Below are 21,375 nucleotides of genomic sequence, written 5' to 3'. Positions count from 1 at the left end.
CGCGCCGCGTCGGCGGCCCGTGCGTAGCGTGGTCCCATGACACGCGTCGAGAGCTCGAAGGTCACGGTGGTGGGCGCCGGGAGCGTGGGGACCAGCCTGGCGTACGCCGCGCTGATCCGCCGTTCCGCACGGACGGTGGCGCTCTACGACATCAACCGCGCGAAGGTCGAGGCCGAGGTGCTCGACCTCGCGCACGGCACGCAGTTCACGGGGGCGAGCCAGGTCGTCGGTGGTGCGGACCCGTCGGTCGCGGAGGGGTCGCACGTCGTCGTGATCACGGCCGGTGCGAAGCAGGACCCGGGCCAGAGCCGCCTGGACCTCGCGGGCACGAACGTCCGCATCCTCGAGACGCTGCTGCCGCAGCTCCTGGAGCACGCGCCGGACGCCGTCTACTGCATCGTTACGAACCCGTGCGACGTGCTGACCGTCGCAGCGCAGAAGATCAGCGGGCTGCCGACGTCCCGCGTCTTCTCGTCCGGCACGGTGCTCGACACGTCCCGGCTGCGGCGCCTCATCGCCGACAAGGCTCGGGTCGCGGCAACGAGCGTGCACGCGGACATCGTCGGCGAGCACGGCGACACCGGGTTCGCGCTGTGGTCGCAGGCGCGCATCGGGCCGGTGCCGATCCTCGACTGGGTCTCGCCCGACGGCCACCACTTCACGCACGGCGAGCTCGACGAGATCACCGACCAGGTGCGCCAGGCCGCGTACCGGGTCATCGAGGGCAAGGGCGCGACGAACTACGCGATCGGGCTCGCCGGTGCGCGGATCGTCGAGGCGGTCGTCAGCGACCAGCACGCCGTGCTGCCCGTCGGCACCGTGCACGAGGACTACCGCGGGATCGGCGGCGTCGCGTTCTCCGTGCCGAGCGTCATCAGCTCCGGCGGCGTCCAGCAGGTCCTCGACCTCACGATGTCCGCGGCCGAGGAGCGTCAGCTCCGCGCGTCCGCCGACTCCCTGCACGCCGCGCAGCAGGACCTCGGGCTGGAGTAGCCGCCCGGGCCGGGCCGCCGCGGCCCTCCCCGCACGGGTTCGTCCGCGCGCGGACGACGGCGCGGCGTCGTCGGGAAATCTCTCGCCTCGGCGCGACGACGACGCCCAGGATCGTCGCCATGCTCCCGCTCTCCGAGATCCACGCGGTCCGCACCACCGTCGACGACGAGTGGCGCAGTCCCGTCGCGGACGCCGTCGCCGCCCGGTGGGGACTCCCACCTGGTGCCGCGCGGTACTGGCGGTCGAGCGCGTCGCACGTCTTCGTCGTCCCTCCGGGCGTCGACGACCGCGGTGTGCTGTACGTCCGCTTCGTCCCGGCGGCGCTGCGGTCGCGACGATCCGTCGAGGCACCGGCGGCGCTGCTCGCCGCCGTCGGCGCGCAGGGTGGCGTCGTCGAACCGCTGCCCTCGCTCGACGGCGCGCTCGTGGAGACCGTCCGGACGCCGTCGGGCGACGCGCACGCGGTCGTCGTGCCCGACGCACCGGGGCGGGAGCACGACGCGGACGACCTGACCCCCCAGGGCGCGACCGACTGGGGCGCCGCGCTGGCGTGGTTCCACCTCGCCGCGGCCCCGCACGCGGCGCTCGTGTCCGACGTCGCCGGGCCGGACGCGACGGGGAGCCGGAACGGCGGTGATCCCTGGGCCACGCTCGCCCTCCGCTCGGCCGAGGGCGGCGACGACGCTCTCGCCGAGGCCGCGGTCCGGCTGGGCACCCCGTGGGGCCAGGTCACCCAGGGGCTCCCCGGCGGCGTCCTCCACGGCGACTTCGAGCTGGACAACGTGCGCGGCGAGGGACGGGACATGGTCGCGTTCGACGTCGACGAGACGTGCGTCGGGCCGTACGTGCTCGACATCGCGGTCGCCGTCCGCGACCTGGTGGGGAGCGGCACGGTCGACGAGCCCCGGCACCCCGCGCTGCTCGCCGCCTTCCTGCAGGGGTACGGCCGCACGCGCCCGGTGCTCGACACGGAGCGGCGCGCCCTGTCCCTGAGCGGTCCGGTCGTCGCGGCACGCTCGCTCGTGCACGGCCACGGCGTGCTCGACGCCGGCGACGCCCCGGACGACCCCGACTGGCTCGCCGAGCTGCGTCGTCGCCTCGACGCCCATCACGACCAGGCCCGGAAGGTCGTGCTGGCGGCGAGCAGCGCGCTCGACTGAGCCTCGCCGCGCGTCCGAGGGCGCTCCGCTTGCGGGTGGAGCCCGGCGCACGGAGCGTGGTGCTCGTCCGGGACGAGCCGTGAGGCCGTCCACCGACGCGAGCGTCGTGCGCCGAGGCGACGCCCACCGAGGAGGCCGCCATGACCGACAGCAGCGGACGCCACACGTCCGGCACCGCACGGGACGAGGAGTCGCGGCCCGCACCCGACGCCGACCACAAGCCCGACTCCCCCTCGGACCTGCGCAAGCCGTCGTGGGGCTTCGCTGTCAAGGGCGCGGTGCGCGAGTTCATGGACGACCAGTGCACCGACCTCGCGGCCGCGCTGACGTACTACGCGGTGCTGGCGTCGGCCCCTGCCCTCCTGGCGCTCGTGTCGATCCTCGGGCTCGTGGGCGACGGCGAGAAGGCCGTCGAGTCGGTGCTGCAGAGCGTCGAGGGCGTCGTGCCGTCGACGACGCTCGAGACGATCAGACCGCTCGTCGAGAACGCGGCGAACACGGACAAGGCCGGGTTCGCGCTCGTCATCGGTGTCGTGCTGGCCCTGTGGTCGGCGTCCGGCTACGTGGGCGCGTTCTCGCGGTCGATGAACCGCATCTACGAGATCGAGGAGGGGCGCCCGATCTGGAAGCTGCGCCCCGTCATGCTGGGCGTCACCGTCATCACCGTGCTGCTCGCGGGCCTGGTCGTCGCGAGCCTCGTCCTGTCCGGGCCGATCGCGCGCCAGGTGGGCGAGCTCGTCGGCCTCGGGGACACCGCGATCGCCGTCTGGCAGGTCGCGAAGTGGCCGGTCGCGCTCCTGCTCGTCGTCATCCTCGTCGCGCTGCTCTACCACCTCACGCCGAACATCAAGCAGCCCAAGTTCCGCTGGGTCAGCCCCGGCGCGGTCCTGGCGATCCTCGTGTGGGTCGTCGCCTCGGCGGCGTTCGGCCTCTACCTCGGCAGCGGGCTGAGCAGCTACGGATCGACGTACGGCGCGCTCGGCGGGATCATCATCTTCCTCCTGTGGCTCTGGCTGACGAACCTCGCGCTCCTGCTCGGCGCCGAGCTCGACGCGGAGGTCGAGCGCAGCCGCGAGCTGCAGAGCGGCATGCCCGCGGAGGAGCGCATCCAGCTCCCCCCGCGCGACACGCGCGCGAGCGACAAGAAGGCCGCCAAGCGCGAGGAGGCCGTCGAGCAGGCCCGCGCCCTCCGCGCGTCGCACGGCCGGTCGTCGGACACCGACAGGGACACGGACGCTCACGAGACCGGGCGCACGAGCGCGGACGACGAGGGCACCGGCCCCGGCACGACTCCGCGGCGCGACTGACCACGCCGTCGGCCAGGGCTCTGCCGCCCCCGCGGCCGGTCGCCGTGCCCGGCGGCGCCGCCGCGGTTACGGTCGTGGCGGGTCGAGACGAGGCCCGCCCTCGACCCTCGGGAGCCGCGACATGCCCGACCTCGCTCGACCCACCACCCCCGGCCTCGTCCCGCTGTACCTGGGCCCGCCGTCGACCCCGCTCGCCGACCGACCCGCGCTCGTCGGGCCCGACGAGCTCGCCGCGATCGACGCGGCCGGGACCGACGTCGCGGCCCTCCTCGACCACGCGCGGACGATCGGCGCCCGGGCACCGTTCCCCGGCGACGGGCGGACCGCCGAGCTCTGGGGCGCGCTCGCGTCGCTCGCCGCGACGGACGTGGGCGCCGCGCGCGTCGTCGAGCCGCACCTCGACGCCCTCGCGATCCTCGGGCAGGTCCCAGTCCCCGTGGCGCTCGACGCCGTCGGGGCGGGTCCGGACAGCACGTGGGGCGTGTACGCGGCGGAGGGTCCCGGCGTCCGGCTGGAGGCGCACGAGCGCGACGGCGCGTGGGTGCTCTCGGGGACGAAGCCGTGGTGCTCCCTCGCCGCCGACCTCTCGCACGCGCTCGTCACGACGTGGACCGACGCCGGTCGCCGGCTGTTCGCAGTCGCGCTGCGAGCGCCGGGCGTCGTCCCCGCCGACGGGCCGTGGGTCGCGCGCGGGCTCGCCCAGGTCGTGAGCGCCGCGGTCCGGTTCGACGACGTCCCGGCCGTGCCGGTCGGGGCGCCCGGCTGGTACCTGGAGCGGCCGGGGTTCGCGTGGGGCGGGATCGGCGTCGCGGCGTGCTGGTGGGGCGGCGCCGTCGGGCTGGCGCGGACGCAGCGCGACGCGCTCGCCGCGCGCGAGCCCGACCAGCTCGCGCTCGCGCACCTCGGCGCGACGGACCGCGCGCTCGCGGCAGGCCGGGCGGTCCTCGCCGAGGCCGCGAGCGCCGTCGACGCGGGCGTGGACGGCCCGGACGCCTCCCTGCTGGCGCGCCGCGTGCGCGGCGTCGTCGCGGAGGTCGTCGAGGAGGTGCAGCGGCGCTGCGCGCACGCGCTCGGTCCGGGCCCGCTCACCACGGACGAGCGGTTCGCGCGGCGCGTCGCGGACCTCGGTCTGTACGTGCGCCAGCACCACGCGGAGCGCGACGACGCGTCGCTCGGCCGCGCCCTCCTCGCGCACGGGACGACGGCGTGGTGACGTTCGACCACCGCGAGCCCGGCACGTCGGAGGACGCGTGGGTGCGCGCCGGGATCCTGGACGTCCCGCGCCTCGACGTGGGCGAGGTCGCGCACCTCGTGGTGCTCGCCGCGCACCCCGACGACGAGTCGTTCGGCGCGGCCGGGCTCGTGCACGAGCTGGCCGGCCGCGGCGCCGCGGTCACCGTGGTGGTCGCGACGGACGGCGAGGCGTCGCACGCGGGCTCGACGACGGTCTCCCCCGAGCGGCTCCGCGCCGTCCGCCGCGCGGAGGTGGCCGAGGCGCTGGGCGTCCTGGCGCCCGCCGCCCGGCTCGTGCTGCCCGGCCTGCCCGACGGCGGTCTGCGCGAGCACCGCGACGACCTCGCCCGCGTGCTCGGCGACGTGGTGGACGACATGCTCGCCGGGCCGGGCGGCGGGGGCCTGCCGCCGTCGTCGGTGGTGCTGTGCGCGCCGTGGCGCGGCGACGGGCACCGCGACCACCGGATCGCGGGCGAGGTGGCGGCGGAGGTCGCCGACCGCCTCGGGCTGCGCCTCCTGGAGTACCCGGTGTGGCTGTGGCACTGGGCGGACCCGGGCGACGACGCGGTGCCGTGGCCGACCCTGCGCGCGCTGCCGCTGGGCGCGGAGGCCAGGGAGGCCAAGCGGCGCGCCCTCGCCGCCCACGTGACGCAGGTCGAGCCCCTGTCCGCGGCGCCCGGCGACGAGGCGACGCTCGGCCCGGAGATGCTCCGGCACGCGGACCGCGGCGTCGAGGTGCTCGTCGACGCGTCGGGCCGCCGGGTCGCGAAGGAGCCCGCGGACCCGGGCGCGAGCCTCGGCGCGGGGTTCTTCGAGCGCTTCTACGCGGGCCGACGCGACCCGTGGGGGTTCGAGACGCGCTGGTACGAGCAGCGCAAGCGGGCCGTCCTCCTCGCGAGCCTCCCGCGGCCGCGGTTCCGGGCCGCGCTCGAGCTCGGGTGCTCGACGGGCGTGCTCACGGCCGAGCTCGCCGCGCGCTGCGACCGCGTGGTCGGCGTGGACGTCGCCGAGGCTCCGCTGGCGCAGGCGCGGCGCCGCCTCGGGCCGGAGGTCGAGCTGCTGCGTCTCGACACCCCGGACGAGTGGCCCGACGGCACGTTCGACCTCGTCGTGCTCTCGGAGGTCCTCTACTACTACGGTCGCGACGACCTCGACCGCGCGCTGGACCGGGCGACGGCGTCGCTCGCCGACGACGGCGTGCTCGTCGCGTGCCACTGGCGGCACGACGTCGTCGAGTACCCGCTCGGCGGCGACGAGGTGCACGCGCGCCTCGCCGCCCGCCCGGAGCTCGACCGGCTCGCGCACCACGTGGAGGAGGACTTCGTCCTCGACGTGCTCGTCCGCCGTCCGGCGGTCTCGGTCGCGCGCGCGACGGGGCTGCTGTGAGCGCCCCGGGGAGCGGGTCGGCAGGCACGATCGAGCGCGTCGTCGTGGTCGTCCCCGCCCGCGACGAGGAGGAGCTGCTGCCCCGCTGCCTCGCGGCGCTCGGGCGGGCGACGGCCGCCGTCGCGCGGGACCGCCCGGGGGTGCGGGTCGCGGTCGTCGTCGTGCTCGACGGCTGCACCGACGACAGCGCGCGCGTCGCCCGGGCCGCGGGCGTGCAGGTGGTGGAGGTCGCGCACGGCAACGTCGGGCGCGCCCGTCGGGCAGGTGTGCGCGCGGGGGTCGCGGCCCTCGCGGTGCGCCGGGACCGTGCCGCCGCCCGGACGTGGCTCGCGTGCACCGACGCCGACTCCGCGGTGCCCGAGCACTGGCTGACGCGTCAGCTCGACCTGGCCGACGCCGGGGCGGACGTCGTGGTCGGGACGGTCCGCCCCGAGCTGGCCGCGCTCTCGCCGGACCGGGCGCGCGCGTGGCTCGCGACGCACCGGCCGGGCCACGCGAACGGGCACGTGCACGGCGCCAACCTGGGCGTCCGCCTCACGGCCCACGACGCCGCGGGCGGGTTCGCGCCCGTCGCCGAGCACGAGGACGTGGGGCTCGTGGAGCGCGCCCGGGCCGCGGGGGCGCGCGTCGTCGCCGACGCGTCCGCCGAGGTCCTGACGTCGGCGCGCCTCGTCGGGCGCACGCCCGGCGGGTACGCCCGGCACCTGCGCGAGGACCTGCTCGCGCACGACCTCCCCGCCTGAGACCGGACCGTCCCGGCGGCCGGGTCAGGCGCTCGTGCGCCGCACGACGACGGACGGGAACGTCCGCTCGTCGTCGTGCCGCCGTCCGAGCAGGGCCGCGGTGGCGGCGGCCGCGATGCGCTCCACCGGGTGCGTGGCGGTCGTCAGGCCGGGACCGGCCTGCTCCGCGAACGGCTGGTCGTCGAACCCGGTGACGGCGACGTCGTCGGGCACGCGGACGCCGTCCTCCGCGAGCGCGCGCATCGCGCCCACGGCGAGCGTGTCGCTCATCGCGACGAGGGCGTCGATCCCGGGCCAGCGCCGTCGCGCCTCGCGCGCGGCCTCCGCGCCGGCGAGCCACGAGAGGTCGGCCGCGACGACGAGCGCGGGGACCCCGGCCGCCCGGACCACGCTCTCGTAGGCCTCGACGGCACGCCGCGACCCGGGCAGCCAGCCCGGCCCCGTGAGCATGACGACGTCGCGCCGCCCGTCCGCGAGCACGTGCTCGACGAGCGCGGCGATCCCGGCGGCGGCGTCGACGTCGTACGAGGGGACGCGGCCGTCCGCGGGGCCGATCGCCGCGACGCGCGGGACGAGCTCGCGCGGGACGCTCGCGAGCACGTCGGCCGCGTAGTCGACGAGCAGCACGCCGCCCACGCCGGGGTCGCGCGCGAGGCGGCGCAGCTCCTCCTGCGGGTCGCGGCCGAGCCAGCGCAGGGCCACCCCGACGCCCTGGGTGTCCGCGGTGCGGCTCGCCGCCGCGACGACGCGCGCGACGTAGGGGTCGCCGAGCAGGTCCGCCGACGGCGACCCGACCGCGACCACGACGCGCTCCCCCCGACCGCTCGCGAGCGCCCGCGCGCCCGGGTGCGGCACGTAGCCCAGCTCGTCGACCGCGGCGAGCACGGCGCGGCGCGCCTCGTCCGAGACGGGGCCCGTCCCGCGCACGACGCGCGACGCCGTCGAGCGCGACACGCGCGCGGCGGTCGCGACGTCGTCGAGCGTGATGGGCGGCATGGCGTACTCCCGGCGGGGTCCTGTCGGCGGTGACGGGCGACGCGCCCGGACCACCACGCTAACCCGGGGAGCACGCTTCGTGGAAGCGTTCCCACACCGTGTCCGCCCTCGGGTCCTGCGCCCGAGTGCGCGGGCCGGCCGCTCGGCCGCTGCCGTCAGGACGCGCGGGTCGCGGGCACGCGGTCGTCGTCCGTCGTGCGCGACCGCCGCGCAGCGAGACCCAGCGCGACGACGGCGATCCCCGCGCCGACGAGCGCGCCGATCGAGTTGGAGAGCCAGTCGTTCGTGTCGCACGACCGGCCCAGCGCCGGGACGAGCGCCTGGAACGCCTCGACGAGCGCCGACGCGACGACCCCGCCCAGCAGCGCGACGAGCGGTCGGCGGAGCAGCAGCGCCGCGAGGAGGACCGGCGGCACGAACAGCACGACGTTCGCGAACAGCTCGACCCGGGCCGGCGTCGGCAGCACCCAGCTCACCGTGCAGACGGCGTACAGCTCGCGGTCGACCGGCACGAGCGTCAGCAGGAGCAGCGGCACGAGGGACAGCGCGAGCAGCGCGCCGGTGAGGCGGCGGCGCCCGACGAGCCACGAGCCCAGGAACGGGCCGACGACGACAAGGGCCGCGAGCGCGAGCGGCGACATCCAGGGGTGCGCGACGAGGAGCGTGGAGATCATGGGGGCGACAGTCTCTCAGGAGACGCGTGTCGGCGGGGCACGGTAGACCTGTGCCATGACGACGACGCCCGCGCCCTCCCCCGACCCGACCCCGGACGCGGGCTGGTGGATCTGCCGCACGTGCGCGGTCGAGCACGCCGAGCGACCGGCGGTGTGCGCGATCTGCGCCGACGAGCGCCAGTGGGTGCCCGCGACGGGCCAGGCGTGGACCACGCTCGCCGAGCTCGCGGCGGCGGGCGAACGCCTCGTCCTGGAGGAGCTCGAGCCGGACCTGTTCGGCCTGACGAGCGAGCCGAGCGTCGGCATCGGGCAGCAGGCCAAGATCGTGCGCACCCCGGCGGGCACCCTCCTGTGGGACCCGCCCGGCTACGTGGACGACGCCGCCGTCGAGCAGGTGCGCGCGCTCGGCCCGGTCGTCGCGATCGCCGCGAGCCACCCCCACATGTTCGGCGTGCAGGTCGAGTGGAGCCGTGCGCTCGGCGACGTCCCCGTGCTCGTCGCCGAGGCGGACGCGCACTGGGTCGCGCGGCCGGACCGGGTCGTCGAGACGTGGACCGGCGAGCGCGAGGTGCTGCCGGGCGTCGTGCTCTCGCAGCCGGGCGGCCACTTCCCCGGGAGCGCCGTCGTGCACTGGGCCGCCGGCGCCGACGGTCGGGGCGTGCTGCTCTCGGGCGACACGATCTTCGCCAACCCCGACCGCACGTCGGTGAGCTTCATGCGGTCCTACCCCAACCGCATCCCCCTCTCGGCGGCCGTCGTGCTGCGCGTCGCCGAGCGCGTGGCGCGGCGCCCGTTCGAGCGGCTCTACAACAACTTCGAGGGCGTGATCCCCGCCGACGCCCGCGCGGTCGTGCTCCGCTCCGCGCAACGGCACGCCGCCTGGGTCCGCGGCGACTTCGACCACCTCACCTGACCGCACCACCCGCCAGGGCTGCGACCGCCGCTGCGCCGCCGGGACGCGTGGCCGGCGCGACGAGAAGCCGTGGCGCCGGATCGACCCGCGGCCGTGACTCCCGCTGCGGGCGCGGTGCGCGGCGGGACTCAGACCGAGACGGCCACCGGGGTGCCGGGGACGTCGCGCCGCACGACCGCCGCCTGTGGTCCGGTGCGGAGCGCGACGAGCGCGACGTCGTCCTCCCCGTCGCCGGGGAGGACCTGGGAGAGCGCCGTCCGCACCACGTCGTCGAGGCTCGCGCCCGCCAGGCCCCGCAGCGCGTCGGCGAGCGCCGCGACGTCGTCCCGGATGCTGTGCCCGCGGCGCTCCACCAGCCCGTCCGTGTACAGGACGAGGGTGTCGTCGGTGCCGAGCTCGACGGTGTGGTCGTGCCGGCCCGCACCCGGGCGCAGCCCGAGCGGGAGGTCGTTGCGCACGGTGAGCACCTCGACCGCGCCGTCCGCGCGGACGACGACCGGGGGCAGGTGGCCCGCGCTGGACCAGCGGACGGTCCGCACGCCCCGGGAGCGCTCGTCGTCGCTCTGCTCGATGCGGGCGACGACGGCGGTCGCCACGGCGTTGATCCCCAGGGCGAGGCCGTCGATCGCGGCGTCGACGCGCTCGAGGAGGCGGGCCGGGGTCGCGCCGCTGTCGTAGCCGATGGCGCGCACCAGGCCGCGCAGCTGGCCCATCGTCGCGGCGGCGCCCAGGTCGTGCCCGACGACGTCGCCGATGACCAGGGTCGTCACGCCGTCGGACGCCACGAACGCGTCGTACCAGTCACCACCGATGTCTCGGTCGTGGGTCGCGGGCTGGTAGTGCACCGCGACCTCGAGGTCCTCGGGCTGCGGCGGCTCGGTGAGCACCGCCTGCTGGAGCACGAGCGCGAGCTCGCGGGCGCGCGCCGTCTCCTCCTCCGACCGCTCCGCCCGACGGCGCAGCTCGTCCAGGGTCGTGCGCATCCGCGCGGCGTCGCGCAGCGCCGCACCGATGGTCGTGGCGAGACCGGTGAGGTAGCGCGCGTAGTCGTCGTCCCACGGGCGGCCGGGCGCCGCCTGGAGGACCAGCACGCCCGCGGCGCCCCGCGGGCTCGCGTCCCGCAGGGGCTTCACGACGCGGCCCGCCGCGACCTCGCGCTGCCCGGTGCTGAGCGTGCGCCCGACGGCGTCGGCCTCCGTCGCGTCGGCGGCGGCGCCCGCCTCGACGAGCACGCGCGGGCGCGGACCGTCGATGGCGTAGAACGCGACACGTGCGACGTCGGCGCTGCGGGCGAGCACCTCGACCACCGGCCGGGCGAACGCGGCGAGGCTGCCGGCCGTCGTCGGCAGGACGGCGTGCAGCTCCCCGAGCGTGAGCAGGCGACGCTGGTTCACGACCTCGCGCGTCGTCTCGGTCACGATGTCGAGGACGCCCGCGATCTGGCCGTCGTCGTCGACGAGGGGACTGTAGGAGAACGTGAAGTAGGTCTCCTCGTCGAAGCCGGAGCGGTTCATCACGAGGGGCATGTCCTCGCTCCAGGTGGCGCGGCCCTCGGTGAGCACCGCGTCGAACAGCGGCTCGATGTCGTCCCAGATCTCCGGCCACACCGCACGGACCGGCGCCCCGAGCGCGCTCGGGTGCTTGTCGGTGCCGAGGAGGTCCCGGTACCCGTCGTTGTAGAGGAGCGTCAGCTCCGGACCCCACACGAGCATCGCGGGGAACCGGGTGGAGAAGCACAGGCGCACCGCGTGGCGGAGGGCGACCGGCCAGGTCTCGGGCTCCCCCAGCGGGGTGTCCGCCCACGCGACCTCGCGAGCGAGGCGACCGACGTCGCTGCCCGACGTCGCCTCGTCAAACCAGCTCGCGTCCGCGTTCACCTCCGCATCGTAGTGGGCTGCGTCGTCCGCCCGGCGCCTGGGGGGTGCTGAGACGGGCCGTCAATCGCTGTTCCACGCTCCGCGCACCGCGCAGGATCGGGGCCATGGACGACACGACGACGGAGCAGGAGCTCACCGGCGGCACCGTGAACGACGTCGTGCGGCGCGGGGACACCGTGCGGCGCTCGGCGGGCCCGTGGACGCCGACCGTCCAGGCGCTGCTGGCCTGGGTGCGCGCGCAGGGCGTGTCGTTCGTGCCGGCGCCGCTCGGGCTCGACGAGCAGGGCCGCGAGGTGCTCGGCTGGATCCCCGGCGAGACGGGCGGCTGGCCCGTCCCCGACTGGGTGTGGACGCCCGCGGCGCGCGAGCAGGCGGCGGAGATGCTGCGCCGGGTGCACGACGCCTCGGTCGGTTTCGCTCCCCCGGGGGCGGTGTGGCGCTCGCCGGTGCGCGAGCCGGCGGAGGTCGTGTGCCTCAACGACGTCGCGCCCTACAACATGGTGCACGACGGCGAACGGGTCGTCGGGTTCATCGACGTCGACATGGCGGCGCCCGGGCCGCGTGCGTGGGACCTCGCCTACCTGGCCTACCGGATGTGCGGCTGGTGCGAGGACATGCCGGCCCCTGCGGACGTGCGGCCCGAGGAGCGGCTGGCTCATCTGCTGGAGGCCTACGGGCCGGACGCGGCGCCGGGGGCCGCCGTCGTGCTCCGGACGATGCGCGAGCGCCTGCTCGACCTCGCGGGCTGGACCGAGGAGCGGGCCCGGACGACAGGCCGCGACGACCTGCGGGGGCACGCGGCGCTCTACCGCCGGGACGTCGAGCGGCTGCCGCGGGGGTGACGAATGGTTGCCGGTGCCGCACCAGCAGGGGGCAGAGATGCGGCACCGGCTGCTCCTCACGCTAGACGCGAACTGGACAAGCGTCCAGTAGCAGCAGCGGGTGAAGTTGACCTAGGTCCCTTCCGCTGACAGCGCTTTCCGCTGAAGATGTGGCCCATGGGGCTGAACTGGGGGAACACCGGACCGGACGAGTACGAGGCGCACGCGCCCGAGGGCACGTACCGCATCGTCGCGCGCGGCACGGAGTGGTGCCTCGAGAAGCCGTACCCGACGCCGGGCCGCATCGGAGGCTTCCCGTCGACCGCCGAGGCCATGGCCTGGGGCGACGACCTGCACCTCGCCGCGAGCGGGCCGCGCGTCCGCACGCCGCAGCCCACGTGGCCGACCGTCGACGAGTTCGCGCGCGTCGTCGACGTCCAGCCGACGGTCCTGCGCTCGTGGATCGCGGTGCACGCCGGCGGGTCGACGAGCCCTCGCCGCCGCATCGACCCGGCGACCCAGCAGCGCATCCGCACGTTCTACCAGCTCGACCCCACGCCCTGACGCCAGCCCCGACGCGATGGCCCCACGACCTCGCCGCCTCGCAGCCCGGAACCGTGACCGGCGCCCGTCCGCTCATCCCCCCAGGAGCAGCGACACCCCGATCGTCGCCATGACGAGGGCGATGACGCCGTCGAGCACGCGCCACGCTCCGGGCCGGGCGAAGACCGGCGCGAGCAGCCGCGCACCGAAGCCGAGCGCGGTGAACCAGACGACGCTCGCCACCATCGCCCCGGCGCCGAACAGCCACCGGGTGGCGTCGGCGCCTCCGACCGTCGCCCCGCTCGCGTGGGCGGCGGCGTAACCCGCGGCGAGCGACCCCAGCAGCAGGACGGTGTCGAGGTACACGTGCGGGTTGAGCCACGTGAGGGCGAGCGACGTGCCCACCGCCGACCGCGCCGACGTCGCCCCTGCGCCCGCCGCCGGGTCGAGGCCCCCGGGGCGCAGCGCTCGTCGGGCGGCGAGCGCCGCGAGCGTCAGGAGGAACGCGGCGCCACCCCACCGCACGACGGTGAGGAGCACGGGCGCACCCGTCACCAGCGCGCCGAGGCCGGCCGTCCCGGCCGCGATGAGCACGAGGTCCGAGAGCGCGCAGACGAGGACGACGGGCAGCACGTGCTCGCGCCGGAGCCCTTGACGCAGCACGAACGCGTTCTGCGCGCCGATCGCGACGATGAGGGACAGCCCGGCCGCGAGGCCGGCGGCGAGGGGCGCGAGGAGGGCGAGCACCCCTTGACGGTAGGGACCAGCACTCCCGAAGTACAGCGACAGATTCTGCAGAACCGTAAGATCCGCTCATGGTGGACCTGCAGCCCGACCAGCTCCGCGCGCTCGAGGCGATCGCCGCGACCGGCACGTTCGACGCCGCGGCGCGCCGTCTCGGTGTCACGCCGTCGGCCGTGAGCCAGCGCATGCGCGCGCTGGAGGCCGCCGTCGGCCAGGTGCTCGTGCGGCGGGGCAAGCCCGCCGAGCTGACCGCGCCCGGGCGGGTGCTCGTGCGCCACGCACGCCACCTCGCGCTGCAGCAGGCGGACGTGCTCGCGGAGCTGGGAATCGGACGGGACGGGCAGGACGCGGGCGACCCGGCCGCGCTGCCGGAGATCACGCTCGTCGTCTCCGGGGACGCGCTCACGACGTGGGCGCTGCCCGCCCTGGCCGAGGCGGCGGGATGGGCACGGCTGGAGGTGCTGCGCGAGGACGAGGAGCACTCGATCGGACTCCTGCGCGACGGGACGGCGGTGGCTGCGGTGACGTCGGTCGCGGACGCGGTGCCGGGCTGCCGGTCGACCCTCCTGGGCCAGATGCGGTACCGGCCCTGCGCGAGCCCGGCGTTCGTCGAGCGGTGGTTCCCGGACGGCCCGACGGCCGCGGCGCTGTCCCGGGCGCCCGTCCTCGCGTTCGACCGCAAGGACGACCTCCAGGAGCGCTACCTGCGGCTCCGGGCGGAGGAGGCAGGCACCGCGCTGGAGCCGCCGCGCCACTACGTCCCCGCCTCGAACGAGTTCCGCCGGGCCGTCGAGCTCGGCATGGGCTGGGGGATGCTGCCCGACCTGCAGAGTGCCCGTGCCGAGCGGGCCGGGCGCCTCGTCGGCTTCGACGACGCGCGGGCGACGGAGGTTCCGCAGCACTGGCAGCAGTGGCGGCTGCACTCTGCGTCGCTCGACCGGCTCGCGGCGGCTGTCGCACGCGCGGCGCGCGACGCGCTGGGATAGCACGTCGCGCGCCGCGGGCGGTCGGTCAGCCGGCCAGCGCGCCGGCCGGTTCGTCGGGCGGGGGCACCTCGTCGGGGCCGACGATCTCGACGAGGTCGAGCGCGTGGCTGAACTCCAGGATCTCGAGCACCTGAGGCGGGACACCGAGGAGCCGCGGTCGCGACTCCTCGGTCACCTTCATGAGGAGCAGGTGCAGCCCGGACGAGTCCATGAACGTCACGGCCGAGAGGTCGACCGTCTTGGGGCGGCCGTCGATCGTGGCGGCGAGCCGTGACTTGACCTCGTGGGTGACGGCGAAGTCGATCTGGCCCCACATCACCCAGCGACGGCCACCGTCCTCGACGCGGACTCCCCCGGTGCCAGTGCTCCCCACGACGCTCCCGTCCCCGACGTCACCGACGGTGCGCCGTGCGCACGGTCAGCCCCGGTTGTTCCGGGTGACCGCACCGTACACGCCGAGCGTGATGAGCGAGCCCAGGATGGCGAGGAGCCAGGTGCGGAAGTCGCCCAGGTCGCCCAGCGAGGTCCCGAAGAACACCGAGCCGAGCCACCCACCGAGCAGCGCGCCCAGGATGCCCAGCAGGATCGTGATGATCACCGATCCGGTCTGCTTGCCCGGCAGGACGGCACGGGCGATGAGACCGGCCACGAGGCCGAGGACGATGTACGCGATCCAACCCATGAGCTCTCCTCCGATATGTCGGTTTCCCCCTGCGGACGTGAACACTCCCAGGGTCCGGCACTCCTCGCACGCGCTGGCGCCACCTCAGCCGCACCCCGTTGCGGACGTCACACCGCCCGACGCGCGGGCGCGGGCCTCGCGGGCGGAGGCACGGCCGCGTCGGGGGGCAGGTCACGAGGCGCGTCGCGGGTGGGTCGGGGCCCCGCCGTCGGCGGGGTCCGGGAGGCCGCCAGGACCGTGCGCTCGACGTCCCGCACCACGGACTCCGCGGTCGCGTCGTCGAGGCGTGTGGCGTCCGCCGTCAGCACCACGTCGACGCCGCCGCCCGGTGCGTCCACGAGGTGCAGCGTGAGCGTGACGCCGCCCTGCTCGTCGGACGCGTCGGCGCACGCCAGCCGCCGTGACCGCGTCGGTCGTGCGCGCAGCGTCCGGTCGGGCCCGGTGCCGCGCCGGTCGTTGTACCAGCAGGTCCCGTCGTGCGCGGTCGTCGGGTCGGCGGCGGCCTCGCGCCGGAGCAGGTCCTTGTCGTAGTACGCCGAGCGGTACGCCGTCATCGCGGCCCGCCAGACGCGCGGCCCGACCTCCTCGAGCGGGGCGTCGAGACCGTCGACGTGGAGCAACCCCTCCATCGCGGTCGTCACGACGGCGTCCGCGAGCGCCGGGCGGAACCGGTTGCTCACCATGACCTGGAGCGCGAGGTCGTCCCGGCCCGCGGCGGCGGCCAGCGCTCGGCACGACGCCGCGAGCAGCACCCCGGACGTGCTCGTGCGCCACCGGGCCGCCACGCGCTCGGCGGCGGGACCGAGCCGCATCGACCGCAGGACGGCCTGCCGGTAGCGCGGCCGCGCGGCGGCCACCGTGCCGCCGCCGTCCGTGCTCCCGTCTCCTGCGCCCTCGCGGGCGGTGCTCCCGCCGTCGATGGTCCCGGCGGCGATGCTCCCCCGCGGGAAGATCTCGACGGGCGCGGCCCGCATCGTGCGCAAGGTGCGCGCGCGGGCGGCGGCGTCGTGCCGTCGGCCCGCGTCCGACGTCTGCCAGGCCGCCTCGTCGAGCGGCGTCCACGCGGCCCGCTCCGGCGGGACGGTCCCGGCGGCGAGGGCCGTGAGGTCGGCGTCGAGCACGGGCAGGCCCCACCCGTCGAGGGCGGTGTGCGCGACGACGAGCACCGTGTGGTGCACCGCGCCGTCGACGGTCACGAGACCGGCGCGCACGGGCAGGTCCGTCGCGTAGTCGAACGCCCGGCCCCAGAGCTCGTGGCGCATCCGTGCGCCGCGCACGGCGACGGCGTCGAGGTCGTCGACCCGCTCCTCGACGACCTCCACCTCCCCGGCGCCGCAGAGCTCCTGGACGAAGCCGTCGCCCCGCGCGTGGACCCGCGTCCGCAGGGAGTCGTGGCGCTCGACGAGCGCCCGCACGACCTCGACCGCCGCGGCGACGGGCAGCGGACGGTCGAGCGGACCGCCCCAGACGAGGTTGAACTGGTGGTCCTGCGGCGCGAGCGCCGCGAGCGCCCGCCGGATGGCGGTCTGTCCCCACGTGGCGGGCCCCTCGCCCGCCGGGCCACGGACCTCGACCCGGTGCACGACCCTCATCAGAACCCCTCCCCTGCGGCGACCGGTTGCGGGACCCGGACCGTGCGGAGGCGGTCGCGCTGCTCACCCGGCCACGCCCGGACGCGGCATACGTGCGGGCGCGCACCGGGCGTCGCGCACGCGGCGACGGCGCCGCCCGGGGCCGGCACGTCGGTCACCCACCACTCCTGCCCGTGCCACGCGCCGCCGTCGGCCCGCACGAGCCCGGGGGTCGTGACGTCGAGCCCGAGCACGTCGAGCAGGCGCCCGCCGACCGCCTTGGCGCACGCCTCCAGGCGCGCGAGGCGCCGCCAGTCGTCGGCGGCTCCCGCGGTCCGTCCAGCGGGGGCGAGGTAGCGCGCCGCGACACGGGCCACGTCGACGCGGGGGTCGCGCACCTGCACGTCGACGCCCACGTCGGCGGCGGCGAGCGCGACGAGCGCGTGCCCCCCGCTCCGGCTGAGGTTCCACCGCTGCCCGACGACGGGTCCCGGCTTCCCGTGAGGCCCCACCTCCCACCCGACGTCCGTCGGTGAGAGCCCCGTGCGGCGCGCGAGGATCGTCCGGGCGGCGACGTGGGCGTGCACGTAGCGGGACGCGTCGACGCCGGACACGAACCGCGCGGACCGCGCGCGCTCGGCCGGGCCGAGGAGGGTCTCGCCGCCCGGCACGGGGACCGTCGTGTCGACGGACCAGACCTCGACCTCGCGGGCACCGTTCACGCCACGACCTCCAGCCCGGCGTCACGCAGAGCGCGGTCGACCCGCACGACGACCTCCAGCCCGCCGCGCAGCGGCCGCGCCGCCACCGGCCGCAGGTCCGGCACGCGGTGGTGCGCCCCCGGCACGGGCTCCGGCCCGACGGCGAGCACCGCCGCTGTCGCCCCGCACCCCGCCGCCACGCCCGCCGCCGAGTCCTCGAGCACGAGGCACCGCCGTGGGTCGACGTCGAGCAGCCCGGCCCCGGCGCGAAAACCCTCGGGGTCGGGCTTCCCGCGCGTCACGTCCTCCGAGCACACGAGGCGCCCCGGCACCGGCAGCCCGGCCGCCGTGAGGCGCGCGAGCGCGACCTCGCGCGCCGCCGACGTCACGACGGTCCACGTGCGCGGGTCCAGCCGGGCCAGCAGGTCGGCCGCGCCCGGCACGGCGACGACGCCCTCCGTGTCGTCGCACGAGAGGCGGTGCAGCCACGCGACCTCGCGCGCGACGTCGGTGCTCGGGGCGACGAGGCGGACGACCTCGACGTCGCGACGCCCGTGGGACGCGGCGACGACGGCCGCGCCGTCGAGCCCGAGGCGCGCGGCCCACGCGAGCGTGTGGCGCTCGATCGCGGCGGACGAGTCGACGAGCGTGCCGTCGAGATCGAGCAGCAGCGCGTCCCCGCGCCACCGCCACCCCCCTGCCGGGCCGCCGCTCACAGCAGCTCCGCCGCGCGCGCGGACCGCGCAGCGGCGTACCGGTCGGCGTACTCCTGCGCGGCACCCGTCGCATGCTGGAGCCCGAGCGGCGCACGGCTCGGGCGGCCGAGCGGCGCGCCCACCGCTCGGGCCACGACGGGGAGGCCGGACGCCTCGTCCACCAGCGCCACGAGGAGGTCGGCGGCGTCGAGCCGCTCCTCGCCCGTGGCCGACGCGCGGCGAGCAGCCCACAACCCGCGCGAGACGTGCCGTCCGCCCGGCACGAGGCCGAGGAGCCCGCGCACCTCCAGCCGCTCGCACGCGAGGACCTCGACCGTCGCCCGGACGTCGGCGGTTTCCGGCTCGACGGCGGCCGCCGCGGTGTGCTCGGCCGCGACGGCGTGCTCGGCCGCGCCGTCGAGGTCACCGTGCGCGGCGAGGTCGGCGACGGCGTCCGCGGCCTGCGCACCGCACGACGCGCAGTCGTGCACGACGACCCGCACCGGCACCGCGGGACCGGCCGCGCGGCAGACGACGGCCGCGTCCCGCTCGGCCAGGAGCCGCACCGCGTCGAGGGCGGCAGGGTCGAGCCGGTCGTCGAGAGCGGCCAGGTCGGGTCGGTCGTCGAGAACGGCCGGATCGGGCCGGGCGTGTCCCGCGGGGGACGCGCCGCCCACGGCGGAGGCCGAAGCCCTGGTCACCGCCCACGCCGTGCCTGCGGCGAGCGCGTCGAGGCCGAACGCGACGAGCTCGTCCACCCGGCCCTCGGGGCGGTCGGCGGGGAGCAGCCCCGAGAGCACCCACGTCCGCACCGCGGCCGCGCGGTGCGCCGTCGTCCCCGGGCCGGCGGGCGGCGGCCAGTCCGTGCGCGCGACGTCGGACCCGAGCAGCCAGCACGCCGCGCCGAGCTCGACGAGCGTTGCGGGCGCGACACCCCCGAGCTCCGGGCAGACCCCGGCGGCGAGCGCCGCGACGTCGTGCGCGACGACCGCCGGGTCGACGCCGAGCCACCCCGCCCACGCGTCCCAGCCCCACCCGAACGGGTGCTCGAGCGGCTCGCCCACCGCCGGACGCAGGACGCGCAGCGTGCAGCGCGACCGGTCGAGCGTCACGGCGACCGACCGCAGGGTCGCGGGCGTGCGCGGTGGCGTGCGCTCCGGCCCCGGACGGTCCCACGCGTCCGGGTCGACGACGTCGCCCGCCGGGACGGTGGCGTGGCGGGCGCCGTGCGCGTCGTTGCCCGCGAGGCTGGGGCGGTCGCCGTGCTCGAGCAGGTGCGGCAGCGTCGCGACGACCGGGTACCCCTCGCGTGCGCAGAACGTCACGACGGCCTCGTCGTCGTCGCGCGCGTCGTCGGGCAGGGTCGCGAGGTGCGCGGCGAGGCGTCGGGCGCCGTCGGCGGGGAGCACGAGGCCGAGGGTCGGCACCCACTCGTCGTGGCCCAGCGGCGCCCAGGCCTGGCCCGCGGCCGCGGCGGCGCGCACGAGGTAGGCGTTGCGCGGGCTGTTCCAGTTCGAGTACAGCGCGACGGCGTGCCGCGGGCGGGCCCGCACGGCCCGCCGGACGAGTGCGGCGAAGCCCGCGACGGGCGTGACGTCGTCCTGGAGCACGAGGTGGTGCGTCGCATCCGGCGCGACGGCGGCCCAGGCGCGCTTGGCGGTGCGCAGCGGGCTGGGCGGACCGTCCGGGTCGGGGTCCTCCACGACGCGGACGTCCAGCGGCGCGCACGCACGCACGAGGCCGGACACGTCGCCCCGCGCCGGGTGGTGCATGACGACGACGCTCAGCACCGGGTCGCGGCCCTCTCCGCCGGTCGTGGCCGTTCCCGGCCCGGGCTCCCCGGCGCGCGCGACCGCCGCTCCGGCCGTCACGGCGTACCCTGCCGCACCCGGCTGCCCGCGCGTCGTCGCACGAGGTGCACCGCGACGGGGAGCAGGACGGCCAGCCCGACGACGTTCGTCACCGCGATCGTCGCGTACAGCGCGGTGGGCCCGCCGCCCGACCGCGCGAGCGCCCCGCCGACCCCGAGCGACACCGCGTGGTAGAGCACGTTGAGCGTCACGGCGACGCGCCCGTAGCCGAGCTGCTCGAGCAGCGTCACGAGGTACAGCACGAGGCCGACGCCCGCGTACGACGGCCCGACGACCCGCAGGTACAGCGCCGCCTGCGCGGCGACCTCCGGGTCGGCGGAGAGCTGCCCCGCGAGGAGGGGCGCCGCCGCGAGGACGAGGCCGCCCACGACGACGTACGTCCCCGCGACCACGACCGTCCCGGCGCGGAACGTGCGCGGCAGGAGACCGAGCGCGCCCGCACCCCACTGCTGGTTCATGACGATGCTCACCGCGGCCGCGAGGCCGATGGCCGGCACGACGACGAGCGTCTGGACCGTCGCCGCGCCGCCGAACCCGGCGACGACGGCGGTCCCCGACGGCCCGAGCACCCACACCATGACGAGGTTCGTCACGGTGAGCAGGAGGTAGGACAGGCCGACCGGCAGGCCGACGCCGAGGAGGAGCGCGCGCACGTCGACGCCCCGGTGGTCCGCCGCGCCCGGTCGCGCGACGCCGCGCGTCGGCCGTCCTGGGCTCGGGAGGAGGCGCGCGCGCACGAGGAGGACCCACGCGACGCCCGCGCCCACGAGGGTCGACCCCGTGATCGCGACCGGGACGGCGAGGACGCCGAACCCGCCGACCAGCCCGGCCAGCCACACGACGACGACCTGCAGCCCGGCGACGAGCAGCGCCACGGTCGCCGACGCGCCCGTGCGGCCCCAGCCGCGCAGCGCGGCGGCCGCCACCGTCGTCGGCACGGACAGGACGCTCGCGACGACCGTCCAGCGCGCGAACGCCACGAACTCCGCGACGAGCGGGCCCGGCACCGCGAGCACGGTCGCGAGCGCCGGGGCGGCGAGGACGACGAGGAGCGCCACGGCGCCGAGCACCGCGGTGCCCGCACCCACGAACCGGCCCAGGAGCGCCGTCGTCGCGGACGTCGGCGCGTCGTCCCCGTCGCGCGCGCCGCGCAGGCGAGCGAACCCGACCTGCGTCGAGACGTCGAGGCCCTCCTGGACCGCGAGGACGAGGAACGTCACGGGGATGAACAGCGCGCGCACGTACAGGGCGTCGTCGCCCATGTGGCCGAGCAGCGCCGCCACGACGAGCTGCGCGAGCGCCCCGACGACGAGCGCGGCGCAGATCGGGCCCGCGAGCCGCAGGACGCGACGACGCAGCCTCGCGACCGACGGGACCGACGGGACCGACACGTCCGTCGGGGCGCCCACCGCGCGCGAGCCTCCGGCAGCATCCGAGCCGCCCGCCCCGTCCAGCGGCGCGGCGGCGTGCGGATCAGGC

General features: G+C 76.9%; 21 protein-coding genes. 10 read left to right on the top strand and 11 right to left on the bottom strand.

Annotation, left to right across the window (positions count from 1 at the left end; translation table 11 throughout):
* The first annotated feature begins 36 nt into the window (after window positions 1-36).
* The 6 genes from ABIE39_RS18020 to ABIE39_RS17995 all read left to right on the top strand — a co-directional run bounded on the left by ABIE39_RS18020 (window position 37) and on the right by ABIE39_RS17995 (window position 6,822).
* Window positions 37-993, top strand: a complete 957-nt coding sequence (locus tag ABIE39_RS18020) for an L-lactate dehydrogenase (RefSeq protein WP_354052913.1) — start codon at window positions 37-39, stop codon at window positions 991-993.
* 119 nt (window positions 994-1,112) lie between these two features.
* On the top strand, window positions 1,113-2,153 hold the full coding sequence (locus ABIE39_RS18015) for an aminoglycoside phosphotransferase/kinase family protein (RefSeq protein ID WP_175010136.1): 1,041 nt from the start codon (window positions 1,113-1,115) through the stop codon (window positions 2,151-2,153).
* A gap of 140 nt (window positions 2,154-2,293) precedes the next feature.
* A complete protein-coding gene (locus ABIE39_RS18010) occupies window positions 2,294-3,460 on the top strand; it encodes a YihY/virulence factor BrkB family protein (protein ID WP_354052911.1) in 1,167 nt (388 codons plus the stop codon).
* Window positions 3,461-3,581: 121 nt separating this feature from the next.
* Window positions 3,582-4,673, top strand: coding sequence for an acyl-CoA dehydrogenase family protein (locus ABIE39_RS18005; RefSeq protein ID WP_354052909.1), 1,092 nt, complete (start codon window positions 3,582-3,584; stop codon window positions 4,671-4,673).
* The gene (locus ABIE39_RS18000; protein WP_354052907.1) at window positions 4,670-6,079 is read left to right on the top strand and encodes a PIG-L family deacetylase; all 1,410 of its coding nucleotides are present in this window, start codon (window positions 4,670-4,672) and stop codon (window positions 6,077-6,079) included. The genes ABIE39_RS18005 and ABIE39_RS18000 overlap by 4 nt, the downstream gene beginning before the upstream one ends.
* Entirely contained in the window at window positions 6,076-6,822 is a 747-nt protein-coding gene (locus tag ABIE39_RS17995) for a glycosyltransferase family 2 protein (RefSeq protein ID WP_354052905.1), read from the top strand. The genes ABIE39_RS18000 and ABIE39_RS17995 overlap by 4 nt, the downstream gene beginning before the upstream one ends.
* 24 nt (window positions 6,823-6,846) lie before the next feature.
* On the opposite strand, the gene ABIE39_RS17990 is transcribed toward ABIE39_RS17995, so the two are convergent.
* Window positions 6,847-7,818 carry a LacI family DNA-binding transcriptional regulator gene (locus ABIE39_RS17990; protein ID WP_354052903.1) on the bottom strand — a complete coding sequence of 324 codons (972 nt, stop codon included), beginning with the start codon at window positions 7,816-7,818 and terminating at the stop codon, window positions 6,847-6,849.
* A gap of 155 nt (window positions 7,819-7,973) precedes the next feature.
* Window positions 7,974-8,492 (bottom strand): VanZ family protein, encoded by a 519-nt coding sequence (locus tag ABIE39_RS17985; RefSeq protein WP_354052901.1) that lies wholly within the window; start codon window positions 8,490-8,492, stop codon window positions 7,974-7,976.
* A gap of 55 nt (window positions 8,493-8,547) precedes the next feature.
* Between ABIE39_RS17985 and ABIE39_RS17980 the strand changes: the two genes are divergently transcribed.
* Window positions 8,548-9,405 carry an MBL fold metallo-hydrolase gene (locus tag ABIE39_RS17980; RefSeq protein WP_209829416.1) on the top strand — a complete coding sequence of 286 codons (858 nt, stop codon included), beginning with the start codon at window positions 8,548-8,550 and terminating at the stop codon, window positions 9,403-9,405.
* A gap of 128 nt (window positions 9,406-9,533) precedes the next feature.
* Here the strand turns inward: ABIE39_RS17980 and ABIE39_RS17975 are convergent, their stop codons facing one another.
* On the bottom strand, window positions 9,534-11,282 hold the full coding sequence (locus ABIE39_RS17975; RefSeq protein ID WP_354052899.1) for a SpoIIE family protein phosphatase: 1,749 nt from the start codon (window positions 11,280-11,282) through the stop codon (window positions 9,534-9,536).
* A gap of 104 nt (window positions 11,283-11,386) precedes the next feature.
* On the opposite strand from ABIE39_RS17975, the gene ABIE39_RS17970 reads away from it, so the two are divergent.
* Together ABIE39_RS17970 and ABIE39_RS17965 are read left to right on the top strand one after the other, a co-directional pair.
* Window positions 11,387-12,124 carry an aminoglycoside phosphotransferase family protein gene (locus ABIE39_RS17970; RefSeq protein WP_354052897.1) on the top strand — a complete coding sequence of 246 codons (738 nt, stop codon included), beginning with the start codon at window positions 11,387-11,389 and terminating at the stop codon, window positions 12,122-12,124.
* A gap of 156 nt (window positions 12,125-12,280) precedes the next feature.
* The gene (locus tag ABIE39_RS17965) at window positions 12,281-12,667 is read left to right on the top strand and encodes a hypothetical protein (protein WP_074804450.1); all 387 of its coding nucleotides are present in this window, start codon (window positions 12,281-12,283) and stop codon (window positions 12,665-12,667) included.
* A 72-nt stretch (window positions 12,668-12,739) separates the two neighbouring features.
* On the opposite strand, the gene ABIE39_RS17960 is transcribed toward ABIE39_RS17965, so the two are convergent.
* Complete coding sequence (locus ABIE39_RS17960; RefSeq protein ID WP_354052895.1) at window positions 12,740-13,393, bottom strand: LysE/ArgO family amino acid transporter; 654 nt, start codon at window positions 13,391-13,393, stop codon at window positions 12,740-12,742.
* 68 nt (window positions 13,394-13,461) lie between these two features.
* Here ABIE39_RS17960 and ABIE39_RS17955 point away from each other — a divergent pair, with 68 nt between their 5' ends.
* Entirely contained in the window at window positions 13,462-14,376 is a 915-nt protein-coding gene (locus tag ABIE39_RS17955; protein ID WP_354052893.1) for an ArgP/LysG family DNA-binding transcriptional regulator, read from the top strand.
* Between the two features lie 25 nt (window positions 14,377-14,401).
* Here the strand turns inward: ABIE39_RS17955 and ABIE39_RS17950 are convergent, their stop codons facing one another.
* From ABIE39_RS17950 to ABIE39_RS17920, 7 genes are all read right to left on the bottom strand, one after another.
* Entirely contained in the window at window positions 14,402-14,749 is a 348-nt protein-coding gene (locus ABIE39_RS17950) for an STAS domain-containing protein (protein ID WP_175010146.1), read from the bottom strand.
* Between the two features lie 45 nt (window positions 14,750-14,794).
* The gene (locus ABIE39_RS17945; RefSeq protein WP_009863124.1) at window positions 14,795-15,058 is read right to left on the bottom strand and encodes a GlsB/YeaQ/YmgE family stress response membrane protein; all 264 of its coding nucleotides are present in this window, start codon (window positions 15,056-15,058) and stop codon (window positions 14,795-14,797) included.
* Between the two features lie 107 nt (window positions 15,059-15,165).
* A complete protein-coding gene (locus ABIE39_RS17940) occupies window positions 15,166-16,650 on the bottom strand; it encodes a condensation domain-containing protein (protein WP_354052891.1) in 1,485 nt (494 codons plus the stop codon).
* Complete coding sequence (locus ABIE39_RS17935) at window positions 16,650-17,351, bottom strand: 4'-phosphopantetheinyl transferase family protein (protein WP_354052889.1); 702 nt, start codon at window positions 17,349-17,351, stop codon at window positions 16,650-16,652. The genes ABIE39_RS17940 and ABIE39_RS17935 overlap by 1 nt, the downstream gene beginning before the upstream one ends.
* A complete protein-coding gene (locus tag ABIE39_RS17930) occupies window positions 17,348-18,046 on the bottom strand; it encodes an HAD-IA family hydrolase (RefSeq protein ID WP_209829408.1) in 699 nt (232 codons plus the stop codon). The genes ABIE39_RS17935 and ABIE39_RS17930 overlap by 4 nt, the downstream gene beginning before the upstream one ends.
* Window positions 18,043-19,896, bottom strand: coding sequence for a hypothetical protein (locus ABIE39_RS17925; RefSeq protein ID WP_354052887.1), 1,854 nt, complete (start codon window positions 19,894-19,896; stop codon window positions 18,043-18,045). Before ABIE39_RS17925 ends, ABIE39_RS17930 begins: the two co-directional genes overlap by 4 nt.
* Window positions 19,893-21,305 carry an MATE family efflux transporter gene (locus ABIE39_RS17920; protein WP_354052885.1) on the bottom strand — a complete coding sequence of 471 codons (1,413 nt, stop codon included), beginning with the start codon at window positions 21,303-21,305 and terminating at the stop codon, window positions 19,893-19,895. Before ABIE39_RS17920 ends, ABIE39_RS17925 begins: the two co-directional genes overlap by 4 nt.
* Window positions 21,306-21,375: the final 70 nt, after the last annotated feature.

The sequence above is a fragment of the Cellulosimicrobium sp. 4261 genome (assembly GCF_040546915.1).
GTDB lineage: Bacteria > Actinomycetota > Actinomycetes > Actinomycetales > Cellulomonadaceae > Cellulosimicrobium > Cellulosimicrobium cinnabarinum.
This window is presented reverse-complemented; position numbering and strand designations above follow the sequence as displayed.